Source organism: Pseudomonas meliae (assembly GCF_001400515.1).
GTDB lineage: Bacteria > Pseudomonadota > Gammaproteobacteria > Pseudomonadales > Pseudomonadaceae > Aquipseudomonas > Aquipseudomonas amygdali.
In genome coordinates, this window is record NZ_LJQT01000340.1 from 1 (window position 1) to 24,522 (window position 24,522).

15 protein-coding genes and 1 pseudogene are annotated in these 24,522 nt (G+C 60.1%); 12 read left to right on the forward strand and 4 right to left on the reverse strand.

Going from position 1 to position 24,522, the window contains the following annotated elements; genetic code table 11:
• Window positions 1-92: 92 nt before the first annotated feature.
• From ALO64_RS15780 to ALO64_RS15790, 3 genes are all read left to right on the forward strand, one after another.
• Window positions 93-764, forward strand: coding sequence for a DNA-3-methyladenine glycosylase (locus tag ALO64_RS15780; RefSeq protein ID WP_002555340.1), 672 nt, complete (start codon window positions 93-95; stop codon window positions 762-764).
• Between the two features lie 3 nt (window positions 765-767).
• Window positions 768-2,084 (forward strand): bifunctional DedA family/phosphatase PAP2 family protein, encoded by a 1,317-nt coding sequence (locus ALO64_RS15785; protein WP_044344795.1) that lies wholly within the window; start codon window positions 768-770, stop codon window positions 2,082-2,084.
• A gap of 137 nt (window positions 2,085-2,221) precedes the next feature.
• Window positions 2,222-4,255 carry a pilus assembly protein TadG-related protein gene (locus ALO64_RS15790; protein WP_044344796.1) on the forward strand — a complete coding sequence of 678 codons (2,034 nt, stop codon included), beginning with the start codon at window positions 2,222-2,224 and terminating at the stop codon, window positions 4,253-4,255.
• On the opposite strand, the gene ALO64_RS15795 is transcribed toward ALO64_RS15790, so the two are convergent.
• On the reverse strand, window positions 4,252-7,020 hold the full coding sequence (locus ALO64_RS15795; RefSeq protein ID WP_044344794.1) for a PAS domain-containing sensor histidine kinase: 2,769 nt from the start codon (window positions 7,018-7,020) through the stop codon (window positions 4,252-4,254). The two genes, ALO64_RS15790 and ALO64_RS15795, sit on opposite strands and share 4 nt — an antisense overlap.
• Window positions 7,010-7,465 carry a TadE/TadG family type IV pilus assembly protein gene (locus tag ALO64_RS15800; protein ID WP_005732180.1) on the reverse strand — a complete coding sequence of 152 codons (456 nt, stop codon included), beginning with the start codon at window positions 7,463-7,465 and terminating at the stop codon, window positions 7,010-7,012. The genes ALO64_RS15795 and ALO64_RS15800 overlap by 11 nt, the downstream gene beginning before the upstream one ends.
• 75 nt (window positions 7,466-7,540) lie before the next feature.
• Between ALO64_RS15800 and ALO64_RS15805 the strand changes: the two genes are divergently transcribed.
• Window positions 7,541-8,059: a prepilin peptidase gene (locus ALO64_RS15805; RefSeq protein WP_044344793.1), complete on the forward strand. Its 519-nt coding sequence runs from the start codon at window positions 7,541-7,543 to the stop codon at window positions 8,057-8,059.
• A 170-nt stretch (window positions 8,060-8,229) separates the two neighbouring features.
• Entirely contained in the window at window positions 8,230-9,018 is a 789-nt protein-coding gene (locus ALO64_RS15810; protein ID WP_044344792.1) for a response regulator transcription factor, read from the forward strand.
• A 7-nt stretch (window positions 9,019-9,025) separates the two neighbouring features.
• On the opposite strand, the gene ALO64_RS15815 is transcribed toward ALO64_RS15810, so the two are convergent.
• Window positions 9,026-10,681 carry a response regulator gene (locus ALO64_RS15815; protein ID WP_044344791.1) on the reverse strand — a complete coding sequence of 552 codons (1,656 nt, stop codon included), beginning with the start codon at window positions 10,679-10,681 and terminating at the stop codon, window positions 9,026-9,028.
• 301 nt (window positions 10,682-10,982) lie between these two features.
• On the opposite strand from ALO64_RS15815, the gene ALO64_RS15820 reads away from it, so the two are divergent.
• The 6 genes and pseudogenes from ALO64_RS15820 (at window position 10,983) to ALO64_RS15845 (ending at window position 17,898) form a co-directional block, all read left to right on the forward strand.
• On the forward strand, window positions 10,983-12,062 hold the full coding sequence (locus tag ALO64_RS15820) for a DUF2333 family protein (RefSeq protein WP_002555348.1): 1,080 nt from the start codon (window positions 10,983-10,985) through the stop codon (window positions 12,060-12,062).
• Window positions 12,062-12,612, forward strand: a pseudogene (locus tag ALO64_RS15825) (NUDIX hydrolase). The gene ALO64_RS15820 and the pseudogene ALO64_RS15825 overlap by 1 nt, the downstream one beginning before the upstream one ends.
• A gap of 188 nt (window positions 12,613-12,800) precedes the next feature.
• The gene (locus ALO64_RS15830; protein WP_002555350.1) at window positions 12,801-13,172 is read left to right on the forward strand and encodes a translation initiation factor Sui1; all 372 of its coding nucleotides are present in this window, start codon (window positions 12,801-12,803) and stop codon (window positions 13,170-13,172) included.
• Between the two features lie 100 nt (window positions 13,173-13,272).
• Window positions 13,273-15,186, forward strand: coding sequence for an arginine decarboxylase (gene speA / locus ALO64_RS15835; protein ID WP_031594981.1), 1,914 nt, complete (start codon window positions 13,273-13,275; stop codon window positions 15,184-15,186).
• 322 nt (window positions 15,187-15,508) lie between these two features.
• Window positions 15,509-16,915: a type VI secretion system Vgr family protein gene (locus ALO64_RS15840; RefSeq protein ID WP_044344790.1), complete on the forward strand. Its 1,407-nt coding sequence runs from the start codon at window positions 15,509-15,511 to the stop codon at window positions 16,913-16,915.
• A gap of 80 nt (window positions 16,916-16,995) precedes the next feature.
• Window positions 16,996-17,898 carry an alpha/beta hydrolase gene (locus ALO64_RS15845; RefSeq protein ID WP_044344789.1) on the forward strand — a complete coding sequence of 301 codons (903 nt, stop codon included), beginning with the start codon at window positions 16,996-16,998 and terminating at the stop codon, window positions 17,896-17,898.
• Here ALO64_RS15845 and ALO64_RS15850 read toward each other — a convergent pair.
• On the reverse strand, window positions 17,892-19,232 hold the full coding sequence (locus ALO64_RS15850) for an MATE family efflux transporter (RefSeq protein ID WP_044344788.1): 1,341 nt from the start codon (window positions 19,230-19,232) through the stop codon (window positions 17,892-17,894). The genes ALO64_RS15845 and ALO64_RS15850 overlap by 7 nt on opposite strands.
• 280 nt (window positions 19,233-19,512) lie before the next feature.
• Here ALO64_RS15850 and ALO64_RS15855 point away from each other — a divergent pair, with 280 nt between their 5' ends.
• Window positions 19,513-24,465 (forward strand): alpha-2-macroglobulin, encoded by a 4,953-nt coding sequence (locus tag ALO64_RS15855; RefSeq protein ID WP_044344787.1) that lies wholly within the window; start codon window positions 19,513-19,515, stop codon window positions 24,463-24,465.
• The last annotated feature ends 57 nt before the right edge of the window (window positions 24,466-24,522 follow it).

Consider the following 24,522-nt stretch of genomic DNA (forward strand, 5'->3'; position numbering starts at 1 on the left):
TTGTTCAGCGTCTCCCTAATCCAGACACATTCAGCTGCAATTAAAGTTGCGCTTGTTATTATCGGGCACCTTCTCAACGTACCTGCCTGACTATGCCTGCTGCTCTTCCGGATCATTTCTTCCATCGCGATGCCCAGTTGCTGGCCCGCGATCTGCTGGGCAAGATCATTCGGCATAAAGTGGGCGAGCTGTGGCTGGCCGCCCGCATCATCGAAACAGAAGCGTACTACTGCGCTGAAAAAGGCAGCCATGCTTCGCTGGGCTATACCGAAAAGCGCAAAGCGCTGTTCCTCGACGGCGGGCACATCTATATGTACTACGCGCGCGGCGGTGACTCGCTGAATTTCAGCGCCGAGGGGCCGGGCAATGCAGTGCTGATCAAATCGGCATTTCCCTGGACCGACGCAACCAGCGACGAAAACGCCCTGGCGCAGATGCAGTTGAACAACCCCGACGCCAGCGGGGCAATCCGCCCGCCGCAACGGCTCTGCGCTGGCCAGACGCTACTGTGCAAGGCACTTGGCCTGAAAGTACCGGAGTGGGACGCCAGACGCTTCGACCCACAGAGGTTGCTGGTCGAAGACATCGGCCAGGCACCCGAGCGCATTATCCAGACCACCCGTCTGGGCATTCCTGCCGGGCGCGATGAGCACTTGATGTATCGCTTCGTGGATGCCGGTTACGCCCGTTTCTGCACACGGAACCCTCTCAGACGCGGTCAGGTCGAAGGCCGCGACTACTTATTTCTCGATCAAGGAAACTGACCGATGGGCGATCTGCTCAATGGCATGACCGGCTGGCTGACAGCGAATCCTTCCTGGGTGGCTGTCGCGATTTTTTTGGTGGCCTTCACTGAATGCGTCGCGATCGTCGGGATCGTCGTGCCGGGCACGGTCATCATGTTTGCCATCGCCGCCTTGGCGGGCAGCGGCATACTGCCGTTGAGCGAAGTGCTGTTACTGGGTTTTCTCGGCGGGCTGTTGGGGGACGCAGTGTCGTACTTCATAGGTCGGCGCTTTCATCAGAATATCCGTCAGTTGCCCGGCTTGCGCACGCACCCGGAGTGGATGGAAGGTGCGGAAAAATACTTCCACCGTTACGGCATCGCCAGTTTGCTGGTCGGGCGCTTCATCGGACCGCTACGCCCGATGCTGCCAATGATTGCCGGCATGTGCGACATGCCGCTCCCGCGCTTTGCGGCCGTCAGTGTACTGGCCGCGGCAGGCTGGTCGATTGCCTACCTGATGCCGGGCTGGGCGGCGGGCGCGGCCATTCGCCTGCCGCTGCCGGAAGGCTTCTGGCCTGAGGCGGCAGTGGTCGGTGCCGCTCTGGCGATTCTGTTCGGGCTGAGTATTCAGAGCAGCATTCGCCAGAAGCGCTATGCAACCAAACTTATTTCCGTGCTCAGCCTGACGCTGGTCGCGGCGCTGTTCATCGGCTGGCCCTATCTGGCGGACTTCGACAACGGCCTGATGACGCTCATTCAGGAGCATCGCAGCGAGGCCGCACAGAACATCGTGATCTTCGTCACCAGCATCGGCGACTTCAAGGCCCAGTTGCTGGCGGCCTCCCTGCTGATCATCGTGCTGGCCGTTGCCAGACAATGGCGTCACGCAGCTTTTGCCCTGACCGCAACACTGGGTACCGCGATTGCCAATGGCACCCTGAAAACGTTCTTCGCCCGCGCTCGCCCGGACGTTCTGGTAGAGCCGCTGACCACTTACAGCATGCCCAGTGGCCATAGTTCTGCGGCCTTTGCGCTGTTCATGACGCTGGCGGTGCTGGCCGGACGCGGCCAGCCCGTGCGCCTGCGCCTGAGCTGGATGCTGGTCGGTGGCATTCCGGCACTGGCCATCGCGCTTTCCAGGGTTTACCTCGGCGTTCACTGGCCAACCGACATCCTCGCTGGAATGCTCCTGGCGTTCTGTGTCTGCGCCGCCAGCCTGGCGTTCATTCAGCGCAACGCCCCCTTGCCCGCCATGTCGGTCCGGGTATGGTGGCTCATCGTCCCGGCAATGACCGCGCTGCTCGGCATTTTTGCGGTGCGCGCCCTCTCGCACGCAGTACTGCGTTACCAGTACTGATCGGCATACCTGATCGCGCCCGTACAAATCGGGTGCGACACTTCTCAAATCTGGCACCTTGCCAGTGCTCTTTCGAGGCGTTGACTACACTCCCCTGAAGCAGGTGAGTGAGCAACGGCGTGGCCGAAGGAGTGCTGATGTCCCCACTGGATGGTTATACGGCAATGCCCGCCCGGCAACGCGGCGCCATAGGCATGATGGCCGCGCTCACATTGGGATTGGCGCTGCTGTGCACACTGATAGTGGTCGACAGCGGCAGGCTGTATCTGGAGAAACGCTCGTTGCAGCGGGTTGCGGACATCGCCGCCCTGGAAGCTGCGGGGCGCAGGGGAACGTGCAGCGGGGCGGCCACCGCCCCCGGTTTCGCCACACAAAGTGCCACGCGTAACGGCTTTACCCCGAATACCGGAGGTCGAACGCTAACCATCCTCTGCGGCACCCTTACAGTGGGCCTGCAGAGCCAGCGCGTATTTGTCGCGGACTCCACCCAGGCACTGGCCATTCAAGTGGTCGCGGCGCATCCGGTGCCACGAAGTATTGCTGCCGGTATTGTTGCCCTGTTCGAAAAAACTCCCTCCCCTGCGAACATCACGATCAGCGCCACAGCCGTGGCTGCCAGTGCCGCGCCACTGGCGGCACTGACCATTCGCAGTGCGGCGGTAACAATGGACAGCACTCGGGCGGCCATTCTGAACCCGCTCATCGGCAGCCTGCTCGGTGGCACACTCAACCTGAGCGTAGCGAACTGGCAGGGCCTCGCCAGCACCGACCTCAGCCTGTTGAGCTATCTGAACCGACTCAAGACCGACCTTAACCTGACTGCGGTCGGTTACAGCGAGGTGCTCAACACATCGGTTTCTGTCAGCCAGTTGATCCAGAGTGCTATCCATGTGCTCGACCCCGGCGCGACCTTGAACGGTACGGCCACCATCGCAGGCCTGCAAGCCTTGAAACTGGCGGCTGGCGCAACCACTGTGTTGCTCGGCGACGTGCTGTCGATACAGGGCAGTTCGGACCTCGCTGCATTGAATACCAACCTGCGCCTTCTGGACCTGGTTCAAGGCCTTGCGCAACTGGCCAACGACAAGACCGGCATATCGACAGCTGCGCAAATAAATGTAGGCACCCTGGCACAGGTCACCACAGGATTTCAGGTCGTTGAGCCGCCTCAGTTATCGGCCATCGGCGACCCGAGCAAGATCGACCCGCTCAATCCCAAAACCGGTGCCAACCGGATCTACGTGCGCACCGCGCAGATGCGTGCGCTGGTGTCGATCAATCTGCCGGTGCTGGGCACCATCACGTCATTGGCCAACACTGCGGGCTCGGTGGTCGGCAGCCTGACACCGATCCTCAATAGCGCGTTGAGCCTGAACATCGCGGGCCTGGTGACATCAGCCACCTGCGCCGCAGGGCTAAACAGTTGCATGGTCACCGATTTCAAGTTTCTGACCTCGGACTCTTCTGCCAGCGCCGGCCCCAGGATAGATCTGAGCCTGTCGCTGGCCAGCGCCGACACCTATGTCACCGGCTACACCTGTACCAGCAATACCAGCAAAACCTTGAGTGTCAAAACAGATGCAGGATTGCTCAGCGCCAAGGTTGGCTGGATTGACAGCACGGCAGCGTTTCCTGCCAGCACTGACCCCTCGGCAATCACCGCACTGCCTCTACCGGTGCTGGATATAGGCACCAAGACCTGCCAGAAGATAGCGGGACTGTTGGGCAACTGCACCGCCCGCACCCCCTTCGGCGGTGGCGGCATAGGTCTCACGTTCGACACGGTAAGCCAGTCGCCGCTGGGCAGCTCAACGGTCGTCAGTACAACCTTCAGCTCGCCCAATCTGCCGGAAATCAACAGCGCGCCCTATTTCCTGACAAGCGTTGCGCACACCAAACCCAGTACGTTGCTGAACGGCACGGTTTCCAGCGTAAAGGTGAATGTCTATAAACCTGCGACCAGCAATGTGCTAGGCAACGTCATTACTGGAGCAGCTGCAACGCTGAACAGCCTGACCGTTGCGCTGGACGCTATTGTGGAGAACACGCTCACCGGCTTGCTGACATCAGTCGTCGACCCGCTGTTCGAGTCACTTGGCCTGAATCTGGGTGCCACCGATGTGGGTGCCAATTTAAGCTGCAACATCGGTCAGGCGACGCTGATTATCTAACCGGCGTTGAATATCGGCAGCTCGATCTGGAAACGAGCGCCCTCCCCGACGTTGCCGACGCTGAGCTGGCCGCCCATCTGGTCGACGATGCCGTAGCTGACAGACAAGCCCAGTCCGGTGCCGACACCGACAGGCTTGGTGGTGAAGAACGGCTCGAAAATGCGCTCCAGCAAACGCGGATCAATCCCCCCGCCGTTGTCCTGAACCGCCAGCCGGATGATATTTTCGTCCCGCTCGGCCTCGACGCTGATCCACGGTTCGAAATCCCGGTCTTTTTCCCGACGTGACAACAACGCATCACGGGCGTTGACCATCAGGTTGATCAGCACCTGCTCAAGCTGATCGACATGCCCGCGAACCTGCACGTCTTCGATCATGGTGCCGACCCGCAACTGCACACCCTTGCCCTTCATGCCTTCGGCCAGCATCGAGATAGTGCCTTCCACCGCCTGCGCCGGATCGAACAGCTGCTCCTCCACTTCAGAGCGCCGACCGAATACCCTCATATGGTCCACCACGCGGGCAGCACGCTGTACCTGCGCGTCGATGCGGTTGAGCTTTTCGGTGAGGTATTCGATGTCCACGTCCCCGCGCCCAAGACGCTTGAGGACGTTGACCACCGCCATGCGCATGACATTGAGGGGCTGATTTATCTCATGGGCGAGGCCTGTGGACATTTCGCCAAGCGTGGCCATTTTCGCGCTCTGGTTCAATTGCATCCTGGAGCGGCGCACATCCGTGTTATCACGGCCCACGGCCTGAACCTCGACCAGCGTGCCGTGCTCGTCGAATATTCCCCGGTCGGCCCAGACCCACCAGGCATACTCACGGCCGGGCAGCTCGATACAGATTTCTTCGGTGCTCACCGGCGCTTGCGGGGTGAGTTGACCAATGCGCCGAATGAATGCCTCGCGCTGCTCGTCCGAAAGCCAGTCCCCCAGATTGATCCCGGTCAGTTGTTCCGGCGTGCATTCCATGTAATTGGCCAGTGGACGGTTGCCGAAACTCAGTACCAGATCCGGAGAATAGCGGCAGATCATGGCCGGTGAGTCTTCGACCAGAATGCGGTATCGCTCTTCGCTCTGGCGCACGTGCTCGGCCGCCAGAGTGGCTTCGGTCACGTCCAGCCACAGGCCGACCGCCTCCACGGGCATGCCGAGGTCGTCACGCAACAATCGCGCTTCGTCCAGCAACCAATGGTAGTGGCCGTTCTTGTTGCGCAACCTGTAACGCCGACTGACAACGCCTCCGCGCAACAGCTGCCGGTTACGCTCGAACCAGATGTCGCGGTCTTCGGGGTGAATGTATTCCGCCAGCTGGCCATCTACGCAGTCAGCCAGCGTCCAGCCCAGCAAGGGCGTGAGACTGTCACTGAAAAAGGTTGGCTCAAGGTTACCGTGATCGTAGCGCTGCACGTAAATCACGGCCGGCGAGCTGGCAATGAGGTTATCCAGCCGGGAGTGAGCGGCCGCTGCTTCGGTTTCCTGATTCTTGATATCACTGACATCGAGCATGAAACCCAACACTCGCTGAACCTGACCACTGATCAGCGCCTGACCCTGAATACGGTACCAGAGGGTTTCCTGGGCGGGGTCGCTCTGTGCCAGACGCACGCAAAGCAGCAGCGGCGTGCCTTTGTCACGTAACTGCGCCAGACGACTGGAAAGCTCTTGTCGATCAGCCGGATGAATCAACGCCAACCAGTCTTGACGCGACAGACTTTCGACCCGGTCACCCAGACGCAGACTGCGCGCCAGTTGCGGTGCCAGCAGGATTTCGTCACGAGCAGGCATCAGCTCCCACCAACCGGTGCCCAGTAGATCCTGAAGCACCGCCAGGCGCTCTACATGGTGACGGTTGTGCTGCTCGGACAAGCGAAAAAGCACCGGCCCGGCCAGCGCCGAACACAGGTTGAGCCACTCGCGCTCACCAAGATCCGGAGCCTGCTGTTGCGGGTTATAGAAACCGAACATCAGCCATGCTTTAGCAACGTTGTCACGGCTGTGGGGGATCAGAAAACCGTCCGCGTTGCCGAAGGCACTCTGCAACGGCCCTTGGTCGACGCCGCCGCCAAACCTGAGTTGATGGGTGATATTGGCATCGAATCGATCCAGCGCATTGCCCAGTCGCTGCCCAACCTGCCATAACTCCGGTGCGGTGTGGGCGCTGTACTGGCAGTAGACACGCCAGCCAGCGCCGCTGACTTCCGGCAATACCAGCGCCAGACAGGGAACGCGCCATAGCTGCGCCAGTTCCTCGAGTTGCTCGGTCACCACGGCAGTCAGCCGGTCTACGCTGCACACGCGCACACGTTCGGCCATTTGCCCGGCAAAGCGCAGGCATTGCTGGCGGCTGCGGGCGGCACTGGCCTCCTCCATCAAGTCGCTGATATCCAGCAGCTGCAACAGCCAGCCCTTGCCATGCGCCTGCACCCAGCCACGGGCGTGCAAGGTATGCGCATCGGCACTCTTGAAGTCCAGGTCCAGCATGTGCCCCAGCCAGTCATGCGGCACGCCTTCAATGACCAGCGCGCTGTTTGGCAGCAACAGGTTCATCAACCGCTGCGCAGCTGACAGCGGAGCGGCAATGCCCAACCGCGCAAGCAACTGCGGGCTGATGCTCTGTATCCGTCCTTCGTCATCGAGCAGCACATAAAGGTCGACCCCGACCGGTCCCGGCTCGCTCGAAACGGGCACAGCCTGGGATACCGGCGGCGCTTCACCACGGCCCAGCCAACGGCTCAGACGATTTTTTTCAAGGGGCAAGTTGCAGACTCGCTTGTGCAGTAAGGTTGGTCGGCAAGCGCGGGACCTCGCCGATGCCAGGGAGCGTCAATAAAGGGAGTACCTGGGTCAATCGGGTCTTGGGGTACTGGATGGTCACCGTCAGAACACCGGCGGTGTAGGTCACGTTGGTATAACTGGCGTTGAAACCCAGCGCAGGCGGCATCCATGACAGCTGATTCATGACGACACTCTGCGCCTGGCTGACCAACAGAGTGTTATAGCCACTCACTGTCGGGCTAAGGGCGACACTTCGGCGCACGGCTTCACTGGCCGCCGCATTGAAAGACTGCATCATAAGCAACGGCAGGCTATAACTCACCACGCCATAGAACACGGCAAAGAAAACAACGAACACCGCAGCGAACTCAATAGCGGCGGCACCTTGCTGCCGATGAGGCAAGGCATGCTGCAGAACGGTTTTCATATCAACGTCTACCCTGACATTTACGGCTTCAACAGAGCATAGATTCTTTCCGGAAAACAGGATGTTTTTTGCTTGATGAAATTATTTCTTCTGCTTGTCTGGTTTGTAATTTGCGCCGAACAGGATGCGCGACGCAAGCACATTTCAAACGGGCTGACACTGGGCGCAACAACACTGGCGGCCGCCTGGCTGGCAGGCACCGGAACGACCTGGCTAGGCGCCCCGCCACTGGAAGCCGCGCTGGCACTGGCGCTGGCACTGGCACTGGCACTGGCACTGGCACTGGCACTGGCACTGGCACTGGCACTGGGCTTGACATTGCCTGGTTATGCGCTCGGCAAGCTGGGCGCCGGAGACGTCAAGCTGATGGCCGCACTCGCGCTCGCCTCCGACAGCGTCTATTTACTGTGCACGTTTATCGGCGCAGGCATCGCCGCGCTGACCTGGGTGTTGCTCGCCAGGAAAGTGCAGCATCATATAAACCAACGAGTTGCGCGGCGTTACGCCTATATGTTCCCTGACGCGCCAGATAAATATCCCTTTTCACCTTTTTTATTGGCGGGCTTGCTGCTGACAGTAGCGTTGCTCCATTAGTCGACTCTCGGCCAATTGAAAGTTTAATGCTATGTACATAGTCGGAAAGTACGACTACGGTTAACACATCGCTGTGGCGTACTGTCATTGAACTACCCGAAACGGGTCATACAACGCTTAATCATGTTTTGCTGAATGGATAAAGGTTCCGGTCTGCCGGCCTTAACAGCATGGAGTTGCATGTGGATAACTACCCGGTCACGAAAGTTCTGGTGGTCGACGACCAGCCTCTTATTGTTGAAGAACTCTGTGAGTTTCTGGAGAGCAACGGCTATGCGTGCGTGCGCTGTCATTCAAGCCTTGAGGCCATCGAGCATTTCAGCAGCGACAGCGCTATTGGCATCGTACTCTGCGACCTGGAAATGCCAGGCATGAATGGGATCGAGATGGTCGAAGCCATGAAGATGGCTGGCGGCAAGACGCATCTGTTCGAGGCCATCATGCTGACCGGACAAGCCGAGAAAAAGGACGTCATCAAGGCTCTGCGAGCCGGCATCACCGATTACTACCAGAAGCCGGTCAACCTTGAAGAGTTGCTTGAGGGTGTCCAGTTGCAGGTGGAAGCGCTGCACGAACGGCAGAAAAACCGTCAGCAATTGGGCCTGCTCAACGAGAAACTTCAGTTTCTGGCCGCATCCATAGACGACCGCTATCAAAATCTGGATAACGTTCAGAACAGGGCGCAGTCCGAGCGCAAAACCAGCCTCGAGAGTGATGCACAGATGCCCGTATCGCTGGCCAAATTGTCACCCCGCCAGCTTGACGTCGCGCGCCTGGTCAGCAAGGGGCTGACCAATTACCAGATTGCCTGCGAACTGGGCATTACCGAAAACACTGTCAAACTCTACGTGTCCCAAGTGCTGCGCTTGACCCACATGCATAACCGCACCCAACTGGCCTTGGCATTTTCACCCGGCAAATCGGCAGAGCGGCAAAAGCTGATCGAAAGCCAGGACTGAAACCGAATCAGGCCTCGATTTCCGTCAACACGACGTGATAGGGCACATCCACCAGGGCCGAATGCACCTGATTGCGGCCCGCGTGCTTGGCGCAGTACAACGCAGTATCCGCCTGTGACGCAAGGCTCAGACTGTCGTCATTAGCCCCCAGAGAAACGACCCCAGCGCTGAAAGTGCAAAACAGATCGGTCGGCTGCGCGGGGTAATGGATCTCCGCAAAGCGATGGCGGATCTCATCAAGCACTTTATGGGCACTTTGAATGTCGGTATCGGGCATGACGATGGCAAACTCCTCACCACCGTAACGACCGATGAAGTCGGTCTTGCGCAGGCGCTGCTTGAGAAACAGCGCCAGGCTTTTGATGACGCGATCTCCCATCGGGTGACCGTGGCTGTCGTTGACCTTCTTGAAGTGGTCGATATCGAGCATGGCAAAACACAGCGGCTTACCCTCGCGTCGCGAGCGAAAGCTGCAATCTTCCAGCAGTTGCAGGATGTGCGTGTGATTGTAGAGCCCGGTCAGGCTGTCACGAACCATGCGCGCCTTGAGGCTGCGGGCTCTGGCGGCGCGATTGCGAACCGTGGTGATCAGGTGGCGTGGCTTGATCGGCTTGGTGAGGAAGTCATCGCCGCCCTCGCTCATGGCGTCAAGCTGCTTGTCCTGATCATCCTCGACCGACAGGTAAATGATCGGCACGCTGACATAGCGGTCATTATGGCGAATGACCTTGGCCAGCTCAGTCCCGGTGCAACCAGGCATGTACATGTCGAGAATGATCAGGTTCGGCTGAAACTCCGCCAGTTCGGACATTGCCTGAATCGGGTCGAGCAGAACCCGCGTAACAATTCCGGCTGCATTCAGAATGCGTTCGGTGTGCATTGCCTGAGCGCGGGAATCGTCGATGATCAGCACTTTATAGGGTTCGTATTGAGCGACGCAGGTCAAGACTTCGATTTTTTCCAGCAGACTCGACGCTTCCAGCGCGCCGGTCAAAAACTCTTCGCCACCGGCCCGCACTGCTGCGAGGCGGGTGGGCGTATCGGTTTCGTTAAGGCTGAAAAACAACAGCGGAAGCTTCTGCTCCAGGCCTTCCTGAGCCTGTGAAGCCAGCTTCAGACCCTGACCGGCCCCGCTGAAATCGACATCCATGACAATCGCCGCCGGATGCCGTTGCGCCATTGCGCGCTGAAACTCGGCAACACTGTGCAACGACACAGCTGCCAGACCGAAAAACTCCAGCTGCTTGGCCAGACGCTCGGCCCGCTCATGGTCCTGAAGCACCACATAGACCGGCTTGCGCAGCGGAGGCAGCGACGTTTGCTCAAGCTGGTCGCCATGCCGCAGCCCGGTGCGGGAGAGACGTTGCATCAGACGATTGAGGTCAGTGATGACGCGGCTGTTGAGGCGACCGCGATTGGCTTCGACAGCCTCAAGTGCCTGGTTGATGTCATGCGCCAGTGAAATGTGTTCAACCTGCTCGAAGCGCTCGGCAAAGCGCAGTAAACGCAACGTCGACTCCTTGAGCTCAGCCATGTCGCCAGCCGACCACTCAGCTTTCTGCAGACGTTGCCACGTCTCCAGAATCTGGCGTGCCTGGTGGATGACCCTTTGGGCAAAATGATGCTTCAGGCGATCTCGGCTAGGGTCTTCTGGCTCGGTCATATTGAGACTACTGTGGTTTTACTGAGCGATACGGCTGATGGCTCTATGCTAGCACCTCCGTTACAACAGAACAGTGCCGTAAGTCACTTATTTGACAACATTTTGATGGCGCTTAGCCATTACTCAAAATCAATCGACTGATAAAGCCTGGCTATAGGCCTTGAGTTGCAACCTGGAAGTTGAAAGCAATTCGCTTTTGGCTTGAAGCTCGAAGCTTGCAGCTGCCCCGATCGCACCTTAGGGTAAGGTTGCGGTCGAACCCCACGTGAAGCATTCAACTCAAGATCGAAAGGACCCTACCATGCTGGATTGGAAGAACCGCGCAGGCAGCGCGGGTGAGCGCACCGCTGACACTTCATCGGTCAAACGCCGCGGTTACCTGGGTAACCTGTTCTATAGCCGCGCTCTGGGCGCCTTGATCTTGATTTACCTGCTGGTTGCACTGGTAGTCGGCTGGTACTGGAGCAAAGAGCCTGCACTGTTCCCTGTACAACAGAACGCTCAAGCCGCCGCCGAGCGCGAAGGCAAGCCAATGGTTATCGGCTACACGACGGTTGAAACGCTCAAGACCGTGGCTGGCACCCTGCTCAACAAGCGCGGTGGATATCTGTCCAACGACCGCATGCCACCGGGCTTGTGGCTGGACAACATTCCAAGCTGGGAATACGGCGTACTGGTGCAGGTGCGTGACTTGAGTCGTGCGCTGCGCAAAGACTTTGCCCGTTCCCAGTCTCAATCTGCCGAAGATGGCGATCTGGCTCGCGCCGAGCCGCTGTTCAACTTCAACAATCGCAGCTGGATCCTGCCTTCCAGCGAGTCGCAATACGCCGAAGGTATCAACTCTCTGAGTCGCTACCAGGCACGTTTGTCCGACCCGAACCAGAAAGGCGCGCTGTTCTATGCCCGCGCCGACAACCTGAACAACTGGCTGGGTGATGTCGGCACCCGCCTGGGCTCGCTGTCGCAACGCCTTTCGGCCAGTGTCGGTCGGGTCAAACTCAACAGCACGCTGAAAACCGAGGCCGCTGTTTCGGTCAAACCTGGCGAAGTACCGCAGGTAGACGAGGAAATCGTCGAGACCCCGTGGCTGGAAGTGGACAACGTGTTCTATGAAGCGCGCGGTCAGGCCTGGGCTCTGTCGCATCTGCTGCGCGCCATCGAGGTCGACTTCGCCGATGTACTGGCCAAGAAGAATGCGACCGTCAGCGTGCGTCAGATCATTCGTGAGCTGGAAGCGTCCCAGGAACCGCTGTGGAGCCCGATGATTCTGAATGGCAGCCCGTTCGGTGTGTTCGCCAACCACTCGCTGGTCATGGCCAACTACATCTCGCGTGCCAACGCCGCGGTCATCGACCTGCGCCAGTTGCTGAATCAAGGCTGATGTCTATTCCCGCCAACGAGGCCGCGCACCGTGCCGCCTCGGATGCCGAGCAGATCGCCTGGGTCGACGAGCAGGACCGACTGCTCGGCTCGCGGGGCGGGTCCGCGCCGACTTGCGCGAGCGCGGACTGATCGGGCGCGGCACTTATATCCTGCTGTTCAACAGTGCCGGTGAGCTTTGCGTGCATCGGCGCACACTGAGCAAAGCGATTTATCCCGGTTATTGGGATGTCGCCGCAGGCGGAATGGTGCAGGCGGATGAAAGCTATGACGAGTCCGCTGCCCGGGAACTGGAAGAGGAGCTGGGCGTCAGTGGCGTACCGTTGCAGGCCCACGAACGGTTTTTCTTCGATCAGCCGGGCAACCGGCTCTGGTGCGCCGTATTTTCAGCCGTGTGGGACGGGCCCTTGAGATTGCAGCCCGAAGAAGTGCTGGAAGCGCGCTTCATGCCCATCGCCGACGTTCTGCATCAGGCTGAAAAAATCCCTTACTGCCCGGACTCGCTCGCGGCGCTGAAACGCTACCTGCAGCAGATAGAGAATGCTCAGTAAGCCAGTGTTCAGAAATTGGCGTATCCAGCCCCTTAGCAACCGGTCTGTTTGCCGTTACACTGCGCGACCTTTTCAAACTGGACCGGCCCTGCCGTTTCAGTAGCGCTGCCCCTGCCAGAGTGGGGCTTCGCGGTCGATGGTTCGTGTGAGCCCGACCCATCTTCAGTCCTCAACAAGAGGATTTTTGCGTGGCTAAAAAAGCCGCTTCTCTCGCCGCCCTTGGTGGCCTGGTGTTTTCAACCGACGCAGGGCGTCATTGCCCGGATTGTCGTCAGCCCGTTGCCGACTGCACCTGCAAACAGACCGCCATCCCCGAAGGGGACGGTATTGCCCGCGTGCGCCGGGAAAGCAAAGGCCGCGGCGGCAAGACCGTGACTACCATCAGTGGTGTCCCGCTGGCAGAAGAGCCGCTCAAAGAACTCGCCAAGGCCCTCAAGCAGCGCTGTGGCACAGGCGGATCGCTCAAGGACGGCGTGATCGAGATTCAGGGCGATCACGTCGAACTGCTATTGGCAGAGCTGATCAAAAAAGGCTTCAAGGCTAAAAAGTCCGGCGGCTGAATCCGCGTAGCGGGCAGCGAATCAAATCGTCATTTCAACTCATTACACTGCGCCCAGCTGGCTATTGGCTGGCGCAACGACTTCTTTATAGGGGACTTCGATGTCCGTACGACGCACACGCAAAGACGATGGCAGCCAATGGACGGTTGCGGACAGCCGCAGCGTTTATGGTATTCGCCATTGGGGCGCGGGTTATTTTGCAATCAACGAAGCAGGTCGCGTTGAAGTCCGTCCCAATGGGCCGGACAGCTCGCCCATCGACCTTTACGAACAGGTCGACAACCTGCGCAAGAGCGGCCTGTCGCTGCCCTTGCTGGTGCGCTTCCCCGACATTCTGCAAGACCGTGTGCGTCAACTGACCGGTGCATTCGACAGCAACATCGCGCGCCTGGAATACCAGAGCCAATACACCGCGCTGTACCCGATCAAGGTCAACCAGCAGGAAGCGGTGGTGGAAAACATCATCGCCACGCAGAACGTCTCCATCGGTCTGGAAGCGGGTTCCAAACCGGAGCTGATGGCCGTGCTGGCATTGGCGCCCAAAGGCGGCACCATCGTCTGCAACGGTTACAAGGACCGTGAGTTCATACGTCTGGCGCTGATGGGCCAGAAGCTGGGCCACAACGTATTCATCGTCATCGAGAAAGAATCCGAAGTCGAGCTGGTGATCGAAGAAGCCGCCGAGCTGAAAGTCGCCCCTCAGGTAGGCCTGCGCGTGCGTCTGTCTTCCCTGGCGTCGAGCAAATGGGCGGACACCGGCGGCGAGAAATCCAAGTTCGGTCTGTCGGCCGCACAATTGCTGTCGGTGGTCGAGCGCTTCCGCAAGGCCGGGCTCGATCAGGGCATCCGCCTGCTGCACTTCCACATGGGCTCGCAGATCGCCAACCTGGCTGATTACCAGCACGGCTTCAAAGAGGCTATCCGCTATTACGGCGAACTGCGCAAACTCGGCCTGCCGGTGGATTACATCGATGTCGGCGGCGGTCTGGGCGTCGACTACGACGGCACCCACTCACGCAACGCCAGCTCGATCAACTACGACATGGACGATTACGCAGGTGTGGTGGTCGGCATGCTCAAGGAGTTCTGCGATGCGCAAAGCCTGCCGCACCCGCATATCTTCTCGGAAAGCGGCCGCTCGCTGACCGCCCACCACGCCATGCTGGTGGTCCAGGTGACCGACGTCGAGAAGCATAACGACGAAGTGCCGGAAATCTCCGACAAGGAAAGCCTGCCGGAAACCGTGCAGTGGCTGGTGGACCTGCTGGGTCCGACCGACATAGAAATGGTCACCGAAACCTACTGGCGTGCCACGCATTACATGAGCGACATCGCTACCCAGTACGCCGATGGCAAAATCAGCCTGGCAGAGAAGGCACTCGGCGAACAATGCTACTTCGCCGTCTGCCGCCGCCTGTACAACTCGCTGAAGGCACGTCAACGCTCGCACCGTCAGGTGCTCGACGAACTCAACGACAAGCTGGCCGACAAGTACATCTGCAACTTCTCGGTGTTCCAGAGCCTGCCCGATACCTGGGCCATCGGCCAGGTGCTGCCGATTCTGCCCTTGCACCGTCTGGACGAAGAGCCGGTGCGCCGCGCCGTGCTTCAGGACCTGACCTGCGATTCCGACGGCAAGATCAAGCAGTACGTCGATGAGCAGAGCATCGAGACCAGCATGCCGGTGCACTCGTTGAACGGAGGCGAAGACTATCTGCTGGGGATCTTCCTGGTAGGCGCCTATCAGGAAATTCTGGGGGATATGCACAACCTGTTCGGTGATACCGACTCGGTGAACATCTACCAGAACCCGGACGGCAGCGTTTACCACGCGGGCATCGAAACCCACGACACCATCGAAGACATGCTGCGCTACGTGCATTTGTCGCCGGAAGAACTGATGACCCATTACCGGGACAAGGTCGCCAGCGCCAAGATTACCCCGCGCGAGCGTACCTACTTCCTCGACGCCCTGCGCCTGGGGCTGACACGCTCTTCGTACCTGTCGTCCTGATTCCAGGATTTGCGATGGGGCCTGCAATTGGGGCCCCATCTACTGTGACTGTGGTGCCAATGCTGTGCACTCATCGTTACAGGCAAGTTCTGATAAGCCAGGAGAACGAGGCCAAACGCCTTGTTTCGGGGTGCGTTCCGGCCTCTTCGCGAGCAAGCTCGCTCCTACGAGACTTATGCGTTGGCGCGATGGTCATGCGCACATCGTAAGCCGCTACCAACATTCCCTGTAGGCAACGTCCTGTTCTACCTGCAGCCCTCTACCCTGCCCGTTTTCTGCGCCAGAATTCGCGGTCGCATTCCCGGTAGAGAAGCACTCCATCATGCCCGACCCCACCAGCGCGCCGCTCTTTCGTCTGGAAATTGCCCGCCTGCAGCGCTGCTTCACTGTCATATCGTTCAGCGCAAGCGAGGCGATCAGCCAGCCTTTTACATTTGAACTGGACATTCTTGGCGACGGCCTGGATCTGGACCTGACCGGCCTGATGTACAAACCTGCCTCGCTGAGCTTCGGAAGCCGGAAGAACTTTCACGGTCAGATTCAAGGCGCGACACGCAAGCATTACCAACCCGGCCCGGCGTGTTACACGCTGATAATGGGGCCTCGGCTGGCATGCCTCGGGTTACGCCACCAGTCGCGCATCTTTCAGCACATGACCGCCACCCGGATCATCACCCAGGTGCTCGAAGAACATGGCCTGAAGAACTGTTTCCGTTTTGACCTGCCGACCGAGTGCCGCGAACGCGACTGTTGCGTGCAGTATCAGGAATCCGACCTGCAACTGGTCCAGCGCCTGTGCGCAGAAGAAGGCATTCACTACCACTTTGTCCATTCACGGCATCGCCACGAACTGGTATTCGGCGCCAACCTGCACGGGTTTGCGCGCAGCCCTGTCGCACGCTGGCGTCAATTCGCGCAACAGTCCGGGGTGACCCGGTTTGCCGTCACCGAGCATGCAACGGATCTGCCCGGCAGCCGCGCAGCCCAGCACGCGACAGGCGAGAGTACCTTGCCGTTCGTGACTTGCGCAGAACTGCTGCCGCTGGCCGACCATCCCGAGAAGAACTGGAACCACATGTGGCTGATCACCGAAGTCCGGCATCGCTTTGGCATCGTTGATGGCAATGACCGCGGGGCATCGGAACGCTACTCGAACCAGTTCAAGGCCATACCATGGGAAGTCGGCTTCAGAACGCCTGCCCCGGCACCGTGCGCGCCCATTGCGCATCTTCAGCGAGGCTGGATCATCGGCATCAGCGGCGAACCGGCAAGGCTTGATGCGTCAGGCCGGGTACACGTCCGGCTGGAGTGGGAATGGCAACACCCGAATGATCCCGGCGGTGGCTGCTGGCTGCATCTGGCACCGGGGCTGGATATCGAATGTCGCGCCGGCATGTCAGTGGCGGTGAGCTTTTCTGTGGATGACACACACCCACCACTGATCATCGGCGGTCTGCCGGTGCAGGAGGCGCGCCGCGAGAATGATCCAGCGCCTGTCGATAACGTCCTAATGCACCTCGACCGGCAAATATTCATCGGGCCTGACCGACTGCTGCAACTCGCAGACGGGGTCTGCCTATACCTTGGTGAAGGCAGCAAAGTCACAGTGGATGCGGGGTCCAGCACGGTGCAGATCGACGATGATGGCCTGACACTGAGCAGCCCGCGCATCAGCTTTGCCAGCAAGGCGAATGGCCGTTCTTCGGGTGATCCGGACGCTATTGAATGACGTAGCAGTAACTATGCGGCACTGGGGCGAAGCGCGACGGTCTCAGGCATATCCGACTTATCTGCCAGAGCCCTTCCCTTATGATACGAGTGATTTTCCTGACACTGATGACGGGTGCCGTACTGGCAGCATTGTCCGGTTGCTCGCCCTTGAAGCTGCTCAACACGTTGAATCCGACCGGCCCTGTCGATCATGTCTACGGGGTGGCCTACGGGCAGGATCCACGCAACACGCTGGACGTTTACACCCCACAGACTAAACCGGCCAATGCGCCAGTCGTGGTGTTTTTCTATGGCGGCAGCTGGAACACCGGTTCGAAAGCCAATTACGTCTTCGTCGGCGAAGCATTGGCTGCGCGTGGCATGGTCGTCGTGATTGCCGACTACAGGCTCTATCCGCAGGTGCGCTACCCAAGCTTTCTGGAAGATTCAGCCAAGGCGCTGGCCTGGGCGCACAAGCATGCAAAAACCTACGGTGGCGATCCTGACCGCTTGTACGTGATGGGCCACAGTGCAGGTGCCTATAACGCTGCGATGCTGGCGCTCGACCCCCGCTGGCTGGCCCGTGAAGGCTTGTCGCCGTCCATTCTCAGCGGCTGGATCGGGCTGGCCGGGCCGTACGACTTTCTGCCTATCGAGAACGCCGATGTGAAACCGGTGTTCTTTTTCCCCGACTCACCGCCTGACTCGCAACCCATCAACCACGTCAGTTCCAGCGCGCCCCCTGCGTTGCTGATGGCCTCGAATACGGACTCGCTGGTCAACCCCAAACGCAACACCGGTGGCCTGGCGCGGGCATTGCGCGAGGCGGGTGTGCCGGTACGCGACCTGTATTTCTCGCGCACCAATCACGGCACGCTGGTCGGCGCATTTGCCAAGCTGTTAAGCGGCCTGGCACCGGTGGTCGACGAGGTCGACATGTTCGTCAATCACACCCCGCAAAGGCTCGCGGAAAAGAACCGTGCGGTCTTGAAGACTCAGTGAACGAACCAGCCGTCCCGGCGCGTCAATCGCCAGGCAATGGCGCCAAGGCTCAGGCCGCGCAGCAGGGTAAAAGCCAGAAACGTCAGCCATAGCGCGTGATTGCCGCGGCTGGAAGCCAGATAAGCCAGCGGCGCGATGCCTGCTGCGCTGAACAGCATCGCGTTGCGCATTTCACGCGCACGGGTGGCACCGATGAACAGCCCGTCCAGCAGGTAACTCCAGACGGCCAGCAATGGCATCAGCGCCAGATACGGCAGATAGGTCATGGCCGTGGCGCGAACCTCGGGAATATCGGTCTGCACGCTGACGAACACATGCCCGCCCACCAGAAACAACAGCGCAAATGCCGCGCTGGCAATCAGTGACCAGCCTCCCGCGACCACCAGCGAGCGCCGCAGCGTATCCCGGTCACGCGCACCAATGGCATGGCCGCACAGCGCCTCGACCGCATGCGCCAGCCCGTCCAGTGCATGGGCAGTCAACAGCAGGCCGTTGAGCAACAATGCGTTGGCGGCAACCGTTGCGTCACCCAGACGAGCGCCCTGCACGGTGATCAGGAACATCACCGATTGCAGCGCCAGTGTGCGCAGAAAGATGTCTCGATTGACCGCCAGCAAGGGTCTCCAGTTGCTCCATAGCTTCAGCGCTGACCAGACGATCTGCCCCGGCCAGGCGCGTAAGGTCTTGCGGGCCAGCAGCAGACCGAGCACTACGCCGGTCCACTCTGCCAGCACCGAGGCACGCGCCGAACCGACCACGCCCCAGTCCAGGCCGATGACGAACCACAGGTTGAGCGCGATATTGACCAGATTGGTGATGAGCAGAATGGCCAGTGGCGCTCTGGCGTTCTGCGCGCCGAGAAACCAGCCGACCAGCGCATAACTGGCCAGCGCCGCAGGCAGGCCGAACAGCCGGGTGTGGAAGAAATCCAGGGTCATTTGCTGCAGATCGGCAGACGGCTGCATCATCGCCAGCGCCAGATGGCTGAACGGCAAGGCGATCACACCCAGCAACAACGCCAGCCCGACGGCCAGCAACAGCCCCTGCAACAGGATCCGGCGCAGCGCAGCACTGTCATTGCGCCCTGCCGCCTGCGCGGCAAAACCGGTGGTGCCCATGCGTAGAAAACCCATGGCCCAGGCAAGGAAAGTGTAAAGCGTCGACCCGACCGCGACGGAACCCAACTGATGTGCGTGCGGCAGATGACCGATCACTGCGCTGTCGACCAGCGCTACCAGCGGAACGGAAATATTCGACAGAATCATCGGCGCAGCCAGCGCCCAGACACGACGATGGGTTGAGCGATGACGCCAATCGTTGAGCAACGTGGACATGAGAACTCCCGGCAAGGCGAGCATTGTAGCCAGAGCGCCAAGGCTTTGCTGTGCAGATGATGGTGGCCCGGTCGTGAATGTGCGGCGCGGCGAACATTTGTGACGCGGAGCGTCACCCAAGGCATTCCCACGCTGGAGCGTGAGGAACGATAGCCAAGCTCTACGTCCTGCGCTGGCGTGTGAGGAATGCTAGGGACTACCTGTTCAATCTGACAGTAATACTTGTCATCACGACTGTTATATAGTCGCACCCTCTCTACCGTTGCCGATGAGTGCCACCATGTTCAACAAAGGATTGTTTCTGGCTTGCGCGCTTGCGTTGCTGAGCGCCTGTGATTCCTCCTCCCCGGATAAACCGGCGCCAGCCGCTGCAGCAACGACCCAGGCAGCGGTTACCGATACAAAGCCCAAACCCGCAGTCGACCTCGCCGCGCTGAGCAAGCGCTACGCAGGGCGCGAACTGACCGTCATCGACGTGTCGGAAATCCAGATCGACGGCGCAAGCGCCCTGTCGGTGAGCTTTTCCGTGCCGCTCGACCCGGAGCAGAAGTTCGGCGAAAAACTTCATCTGGTGGACAGCAAGAACGGCAAGGTCGACGGTGCCTGGGAGCTGTCGGACAACCTCATGGAACTGCGCCTGCGCCACCTTGAGCCGCAGCGCAAACTGGTGCTGACCGTCGATACCGGTCTGCAGGCCGTCAACAAGGCCACGCTCGCGGCCGAATACATCAGCCGTCTGGAAACCCGTGACCTGCAAGCCACCGTAGGCTTCGCCAGCCGTGGCAGCCTGTTGCCGACGCGGCTGGCCGAGGGCTTGCCAGTCATCGCCCTGAACGTCGACAAGGTGGATGTCGAATTCTTCCGCGTCAAACCCGACTCGATGCCCAACTTCCTCGCCCAGTGGGACGGTGCGTCGAGCCTGTCCAGCTACAGCTCCGAAGAACTGCTGCCCATGGCCGAACTGGTCTACAGCGGCCGTTTCGATCTCAAGCCTGCGCGCAATACCCGTGAGACCCTGCTGCTGCCGATTGCCGGTATCAAACCCCTGCAACAGCCGGGTGTTTATCTGGCGGTCATGCGCGCTTCGGGGACCTACAGCTACTCGCAGCCAGCTACCCTGTTCACCCTCAGTGATATCGGTCTGTCGGTACACCGTTACAGCAACCGCTTGGACGTTTTCACTCAGGCGCTCGAGGGCGGCAAGGCCCTGAGCGATGTGAGCATCGACGTGTACGACGACAGCGGCAAGGTTGTCGCCCAAGGCAAGACCGACAGCGACGGCCACACTCAACTGCCGCTGCCAGCCAAGGCCGCGGTGGTGCTGGCGCACAAGGACGAACAGACCAGCATGCTGCGCCTGAACAGCTCGGCGCTGGACCTGGCCGAGTTCGACATCTCCGGCCCGCAGGCTCACCCGCTGCAATTCTTCATTTTCGGCCCGCGTGACCTGTATCGCCCCGGTGAAACCGTGCTGCTCAACGGCCTGCTGCGTGACAGCGACGGCAAGAACGTCAAGCCACAACCCATTACCGTCGAAGTGCGCCGCCCTGATGATCGGGTCAGCCGCAAGTTCGTCTGGGAAGCCGACAGCAGTGGGTTTTACCAGTATCAATTGCAACTCGCCGATGAAGCGCCGACCGGTCGCTGGCAACTGGTGTTCGACCTGGGCGACGGCAAACCGCAGCTTTACGAATTCAAGGTTGAAGACTTCCTGCCCGAGCGCCTGGCTCTGGAACTCAAGGGCAGCGACACGCCGGTTGCGCCTGCTGACAACCCCGAGTTCGACATCACGGGCCGCTACCTGTACGGCGCGCCCGCCTCGGGCAATACCCTGACTGGTCAGGTCTACGTGCGTCCGCTGCGCGAAGCCGTGCCGAAACTGCCGGGCTATCAGTTCGGTTCGATCACCGAAGAAGACCTCAAGCATGACCTGGAGCTTGAGCCCGTTACGCTCGACGCCGAAGGCCACTCGACGCTCGCCGTGCAGAGCGAATGGGCGCAAGCCAAATCGCCACTGCAACTGATTCTGCAAGCCAGCCTGCAAGAGTCCGGCGGGCGTCCGATCACCCGTCGTCTGGTGCAGCCGATCTGGCCTGCCGAGCACTTGCCCGGCGTGCGTGCGTTGTTTGGCAGCAGTACAGGCAGCGATGACTACGACGACGAAGCCGGCAAGGGCGAGGCGCAGACCAACGGCGACGGCCCGGCCGAATTTGAAATCGTGATGGCCGATGCCGCTGGCAACAAACTGGCCGCTGATAATGTAAAAGTCCGGTTGATTCGTGAGCGCCGCGACTACTACTGGAATTATTCGGCCAACGATGGCTGGAGCTACTACCACTTCAACGAGAAATTCCTCAACCTGAACGAGGAAACTCTCAACATCACCAAAGACTCGACAGCCAAAATCAGCTTCCCGGTCGAGTGGGGCCCTTACCGTGTCGAAGTGGAAGCCCCGTCCACCGGCATGGTCAGCAGCCTGCGCTTCTGGGCGGGCTATCGTTGGCAGGACAACACCGATGGCGGTGCGGTCAGGCCGGATCAGGTCAAGCTGGCGCTGGACAAACCGGCCTACAACGATGGCGACACCGCCACGGTGACCGTCACGCCACCCGCTGCGGGCAAGGGCTATCTGCTGGTCGAGTCCAGCGAAGGCCCATTGTGGTGGAAGGAAATCGACGTGCCGGCCGAGGGCAAATCGTATGAAATCCCGCTGGACAAAAAGTGGGCTCGCCACGATCTGTACGTCACCGCTCTGGTCATACGCCCCGGCGAGCGCAAGGCCAACGTCACGCCGAAGCGCGCCGTGGGTGTACTGCACCTGCCGCTGGACCGCACGCAACGCAAACTGGCGCTGACGGTCACCGCACCAGAGAAAATGCGCCCCAAACAGCCGCTTAAACTCAAGATTGTCGCCAAAAATGCTGATGGCAGCGTGCCAAGGCAGGTGCAAGTGCTGGTGTCGGCAGTGGACGTCGGCATTCTCAACATCACCCGCTACGCCACGCCTGACCCGTTTGCCAGCCTGTTTGGCCGCAAGCAGTATGGCGCGGACCAACTGGATATCTATGGCCAGTTGATCGAAGCCGGTCAGGGACGCCTGGCCAGCATGGCGTTCGGTGGCGATGCGCTGGCCAAAGGCGGCAAGCGTCCGGACACCAGCGTGACCATCGTGGCACTGCAAAGCGCACCGGTTACCCTGAACGACGCGGGTGAAGGCGAAGCGAGTGTCGACATTCCAGACTTCAACGGCGAACTGCGGGTCATGGCTCAGGCCTGGACCGACGACCGCTATGGCATGGCCGAGACAAAAACCATCGTTGCTGCGCCGATCATCGCCGAGCTGTCGACGCCGCGCTTCCTCGCAGGTGGCGACCAGACCAGCGTCGCGCTTGACGTCTCCAACCTGTCGGGCAAAGCGCAAAAGCTGGACGTGAAGATCAGCGCTGAAGGCCAGTTGAGCATTCCTGGCGGCGATCAGATCAAGCCCTTGCAACTCAAAGAGGGGCAGCGCGTCACCCTTAAAGTGCCGGTACTGGCGCAGGGTGGACTGGGTCAGGGCAAAATCAAAGTGCTGGTCGAAGGTCTGGACCTGCCCGGTGAAACCCTGCCCGCCTTCACTCGCGAGTGGAGCATCGGTGTGCGCCCTGCCTACCCGGCGATGCTCAGGCATTATCGCGCCACTCTCAACGAGCAAAGCTGGAGCCTGCCGGACGGTGCACTTGAAGCCTTCGAGCCTGCCGGTCGCGAAGCCATGCTGTCGCTGTCGAGCCGTCCGCCGCTGAACATCGGTGAACAGATTCGGGCATTGAAGGCCTACCCTTACGGTTGTCTGGAGCAGACCGCCAGCGGCCTGTATCCATCGCTGTATGCCGACGCGGCGACGCTCAAGCGTCTGGGCCTGACCGGCGAACCGGATGCCGAACGCAAGCACAAGGTCGAGATCGGCATCGAGCGCCTGCTGGGCATGCAACGTTACAACGGCAGCTTTGGCCTTTGGGGCTCGGACAGCGACGAAGAGTACTGGCTGACCGCCTATGTCACCGACTTCCTGCTGCGCGCCCGCGATCAGGGCTTTGCCGTACCACCGGACGCGCTGAAGAAAGCCAGTGAACGCCTGCTGCGCTATTTGCAGGATGCCGGGCAGATTCAGGTCAATTACAGCCAGAACGCCGAACATACGCGCTTTGCCGTGCAAGCCTATGCGGGGCTGGTGCTGTCACGCAGCCAACAGGCTCCGCTGGCGGCCTTGCGCAGCCTGTTCGACCGACGCAGTGACGCCCGCTCCGGGCTGCCGCTGGTACAGCTGGCGGTCGCATTGGAGAAGATGGGCGACAAACCGCGTGCCGATCTGGCCCTGAGCGCCGGCCTGGCAGTCAGCCGCAAAAATGAATGGCTGGCCGACTACGGCAGCTCGCTGCGTGATCAGGCACTGATTCTGGCCTTGCTGGAAGAAAATGATCTCGCCAGGGAAAGGCGTGACGAGCGCCTGTTTGCCCTTGCCGATGAAGTGGCCGCCAATCGCTACCTGTCCACTCAGGAAAGCAACTCGCTGTTCCTTGCCGGTCGTAACCTGCTGGGTAAAGCGGAGAAGGACTGGACCGCCAGCCTCACAAGCGGCACTCAAACCCGCGAGTTGAGCAACAAACAGCCGGGCCTCAAGCTGGACGGTGCGCTGCTGGCTTCGCCGCTTTCAGTACACAATCAAGGCAGCGAACCGCTTTATCAGCAACTGACCGTTTCCGGTTATCCAACCCAGACGCCTGCAGCCGGTGGCGAAAACCTGAGCATTCGTCGCGAATACCTGAACCTGAGCGGCGCGACACTGAACGTCGGAGCCCTGAAAACCGGGCAGCTGGTTCTGGTACATCTGGAGATTGGTGCCAAACAGCGCGTACCGGATGCGTTGGTGGTGGACTTGCTGCCTGCGGGCCTGGAGCTGGAAAACCAGAACCTGGCGCAAAGCTCGGCAAGCCTGGAAGACGCCAGTGAAGAAGTGAAGACGATCCGCGAGTCGATGGAAAATGCCGGGATCAAGCATCAGGAATACCGCGGTGATCGTTACGTGGCGGCGCTGGATATCGACGGCAGCAGCACCGTGCACCTGCTCTACCTGGCCCGCGCAGTCACGCCGGGAACATACCGCGTGCCGCCGCCGCAGGTCGAATCGATGTACCGCCCGAACTGGCAGGCGCTGGGTGATGCACCCGCGCAGATGGTGGTAAAGGGTAAATGATCGCTGACTGATTGTTTGGTTTGTTGGAATGCGTACCTGTGGGAGCGACCGGGGCGG

Excerpts from the sequence above, each read along its gene's own strand:
- ALO64_RS15780 (WP_002555340.1), top strand. The coding sequence starts at position 93 with ATGCCTGCTGCTCTTCCGGATCATTTCTTCCATCGCGATGCCCAGTTG.
- ALO64_RS15785 (WP_044344795.1), top strand. The coding sequence starts at position 768 with ATGGGCGATCTGCTCAATGGCATGACCGGCTGGCTGACAGCGAATCCT.
- ALO64_RS15790 (WP_044344796.1), top strand. The coding sequence starts at position 2,222 with ATGTCCCCACTGGATGGTTATACGGCAATGCCCGCCCGGCAACGCGGC.
- ALO64_RS15800 (WP_005732180.1), bottom strand. The coding sequence starts at position 7,465 with ATGAAAACCGTTCTGCAGCATGCCTTGCCTCATCGGCAGCAAGGTGCC.
- ALO64_RS15805 (WP_044344793.1), top strand. The coding sequence starts at position 7,541 with ATGAAATTATTTCTTCTGCTTGTCTGGTTTGTAATTTGCGCCGAACAG.
- ALO64_RS15810 (WP_044344792.1), top strand. The coding sequence starts at position 8,230 with ATGGAGTTGCATGTGGATAACTACCCGGTCACGAAAGTTCTGGTGGTC.
- ALO64_RS15815 (WP_044344791.1), bottom strand. The coding sequence starts at position 10,681 with ATGACCGAGCCAGAAGACCCTAGCCGAGATCGCCTGAAGCATCATTTT.
- ALO64_RS15820 (WP_002555348.1), top strand. The coding sequence starts at position 10,983 with ATGCTGGATTGGAAGAACCGCGCAGGCAGCGCGGGTGAGCGCACCGCT.
- speA (WP_031594981.1), top strand. The coding sequence starts at position 13,273 with ATGTCCGTACGACGCACACGCAAAGACGATGGCAGCCAATGGACGGTT.
- ALO64_RS15840 (WP_044344790.1), top strand. The coding sequence starts at position 15,509 with ATGCCCGACCCCACCAGCGCGCCGCTCTTTCGTCTGGAAATTGCCCGC.
- ALO64_RS15845 (WP_044344789.1), top strand. The coding sequence starts at position 16,996 with ATGATACGAGTGATTTTCCTGACACTGATGACGGGTGCCGTACTGGCA.
- ALO64_RS15850 (WP_044344788.1), bottom strand. The coding sequence starts at position 19,232 with ATGTCCACGTTGCTCAACGATTGGCGTCATCGCTCAACCCATCGTCGT.
- ALO64_RS15855 (WP_044344787.1), top strand. The coding sequence starts at position 19,513 with ATGTTCAACAAAGGATTGTTTCTGGCTTGCGCGCTTGCGTTGCTGAGC.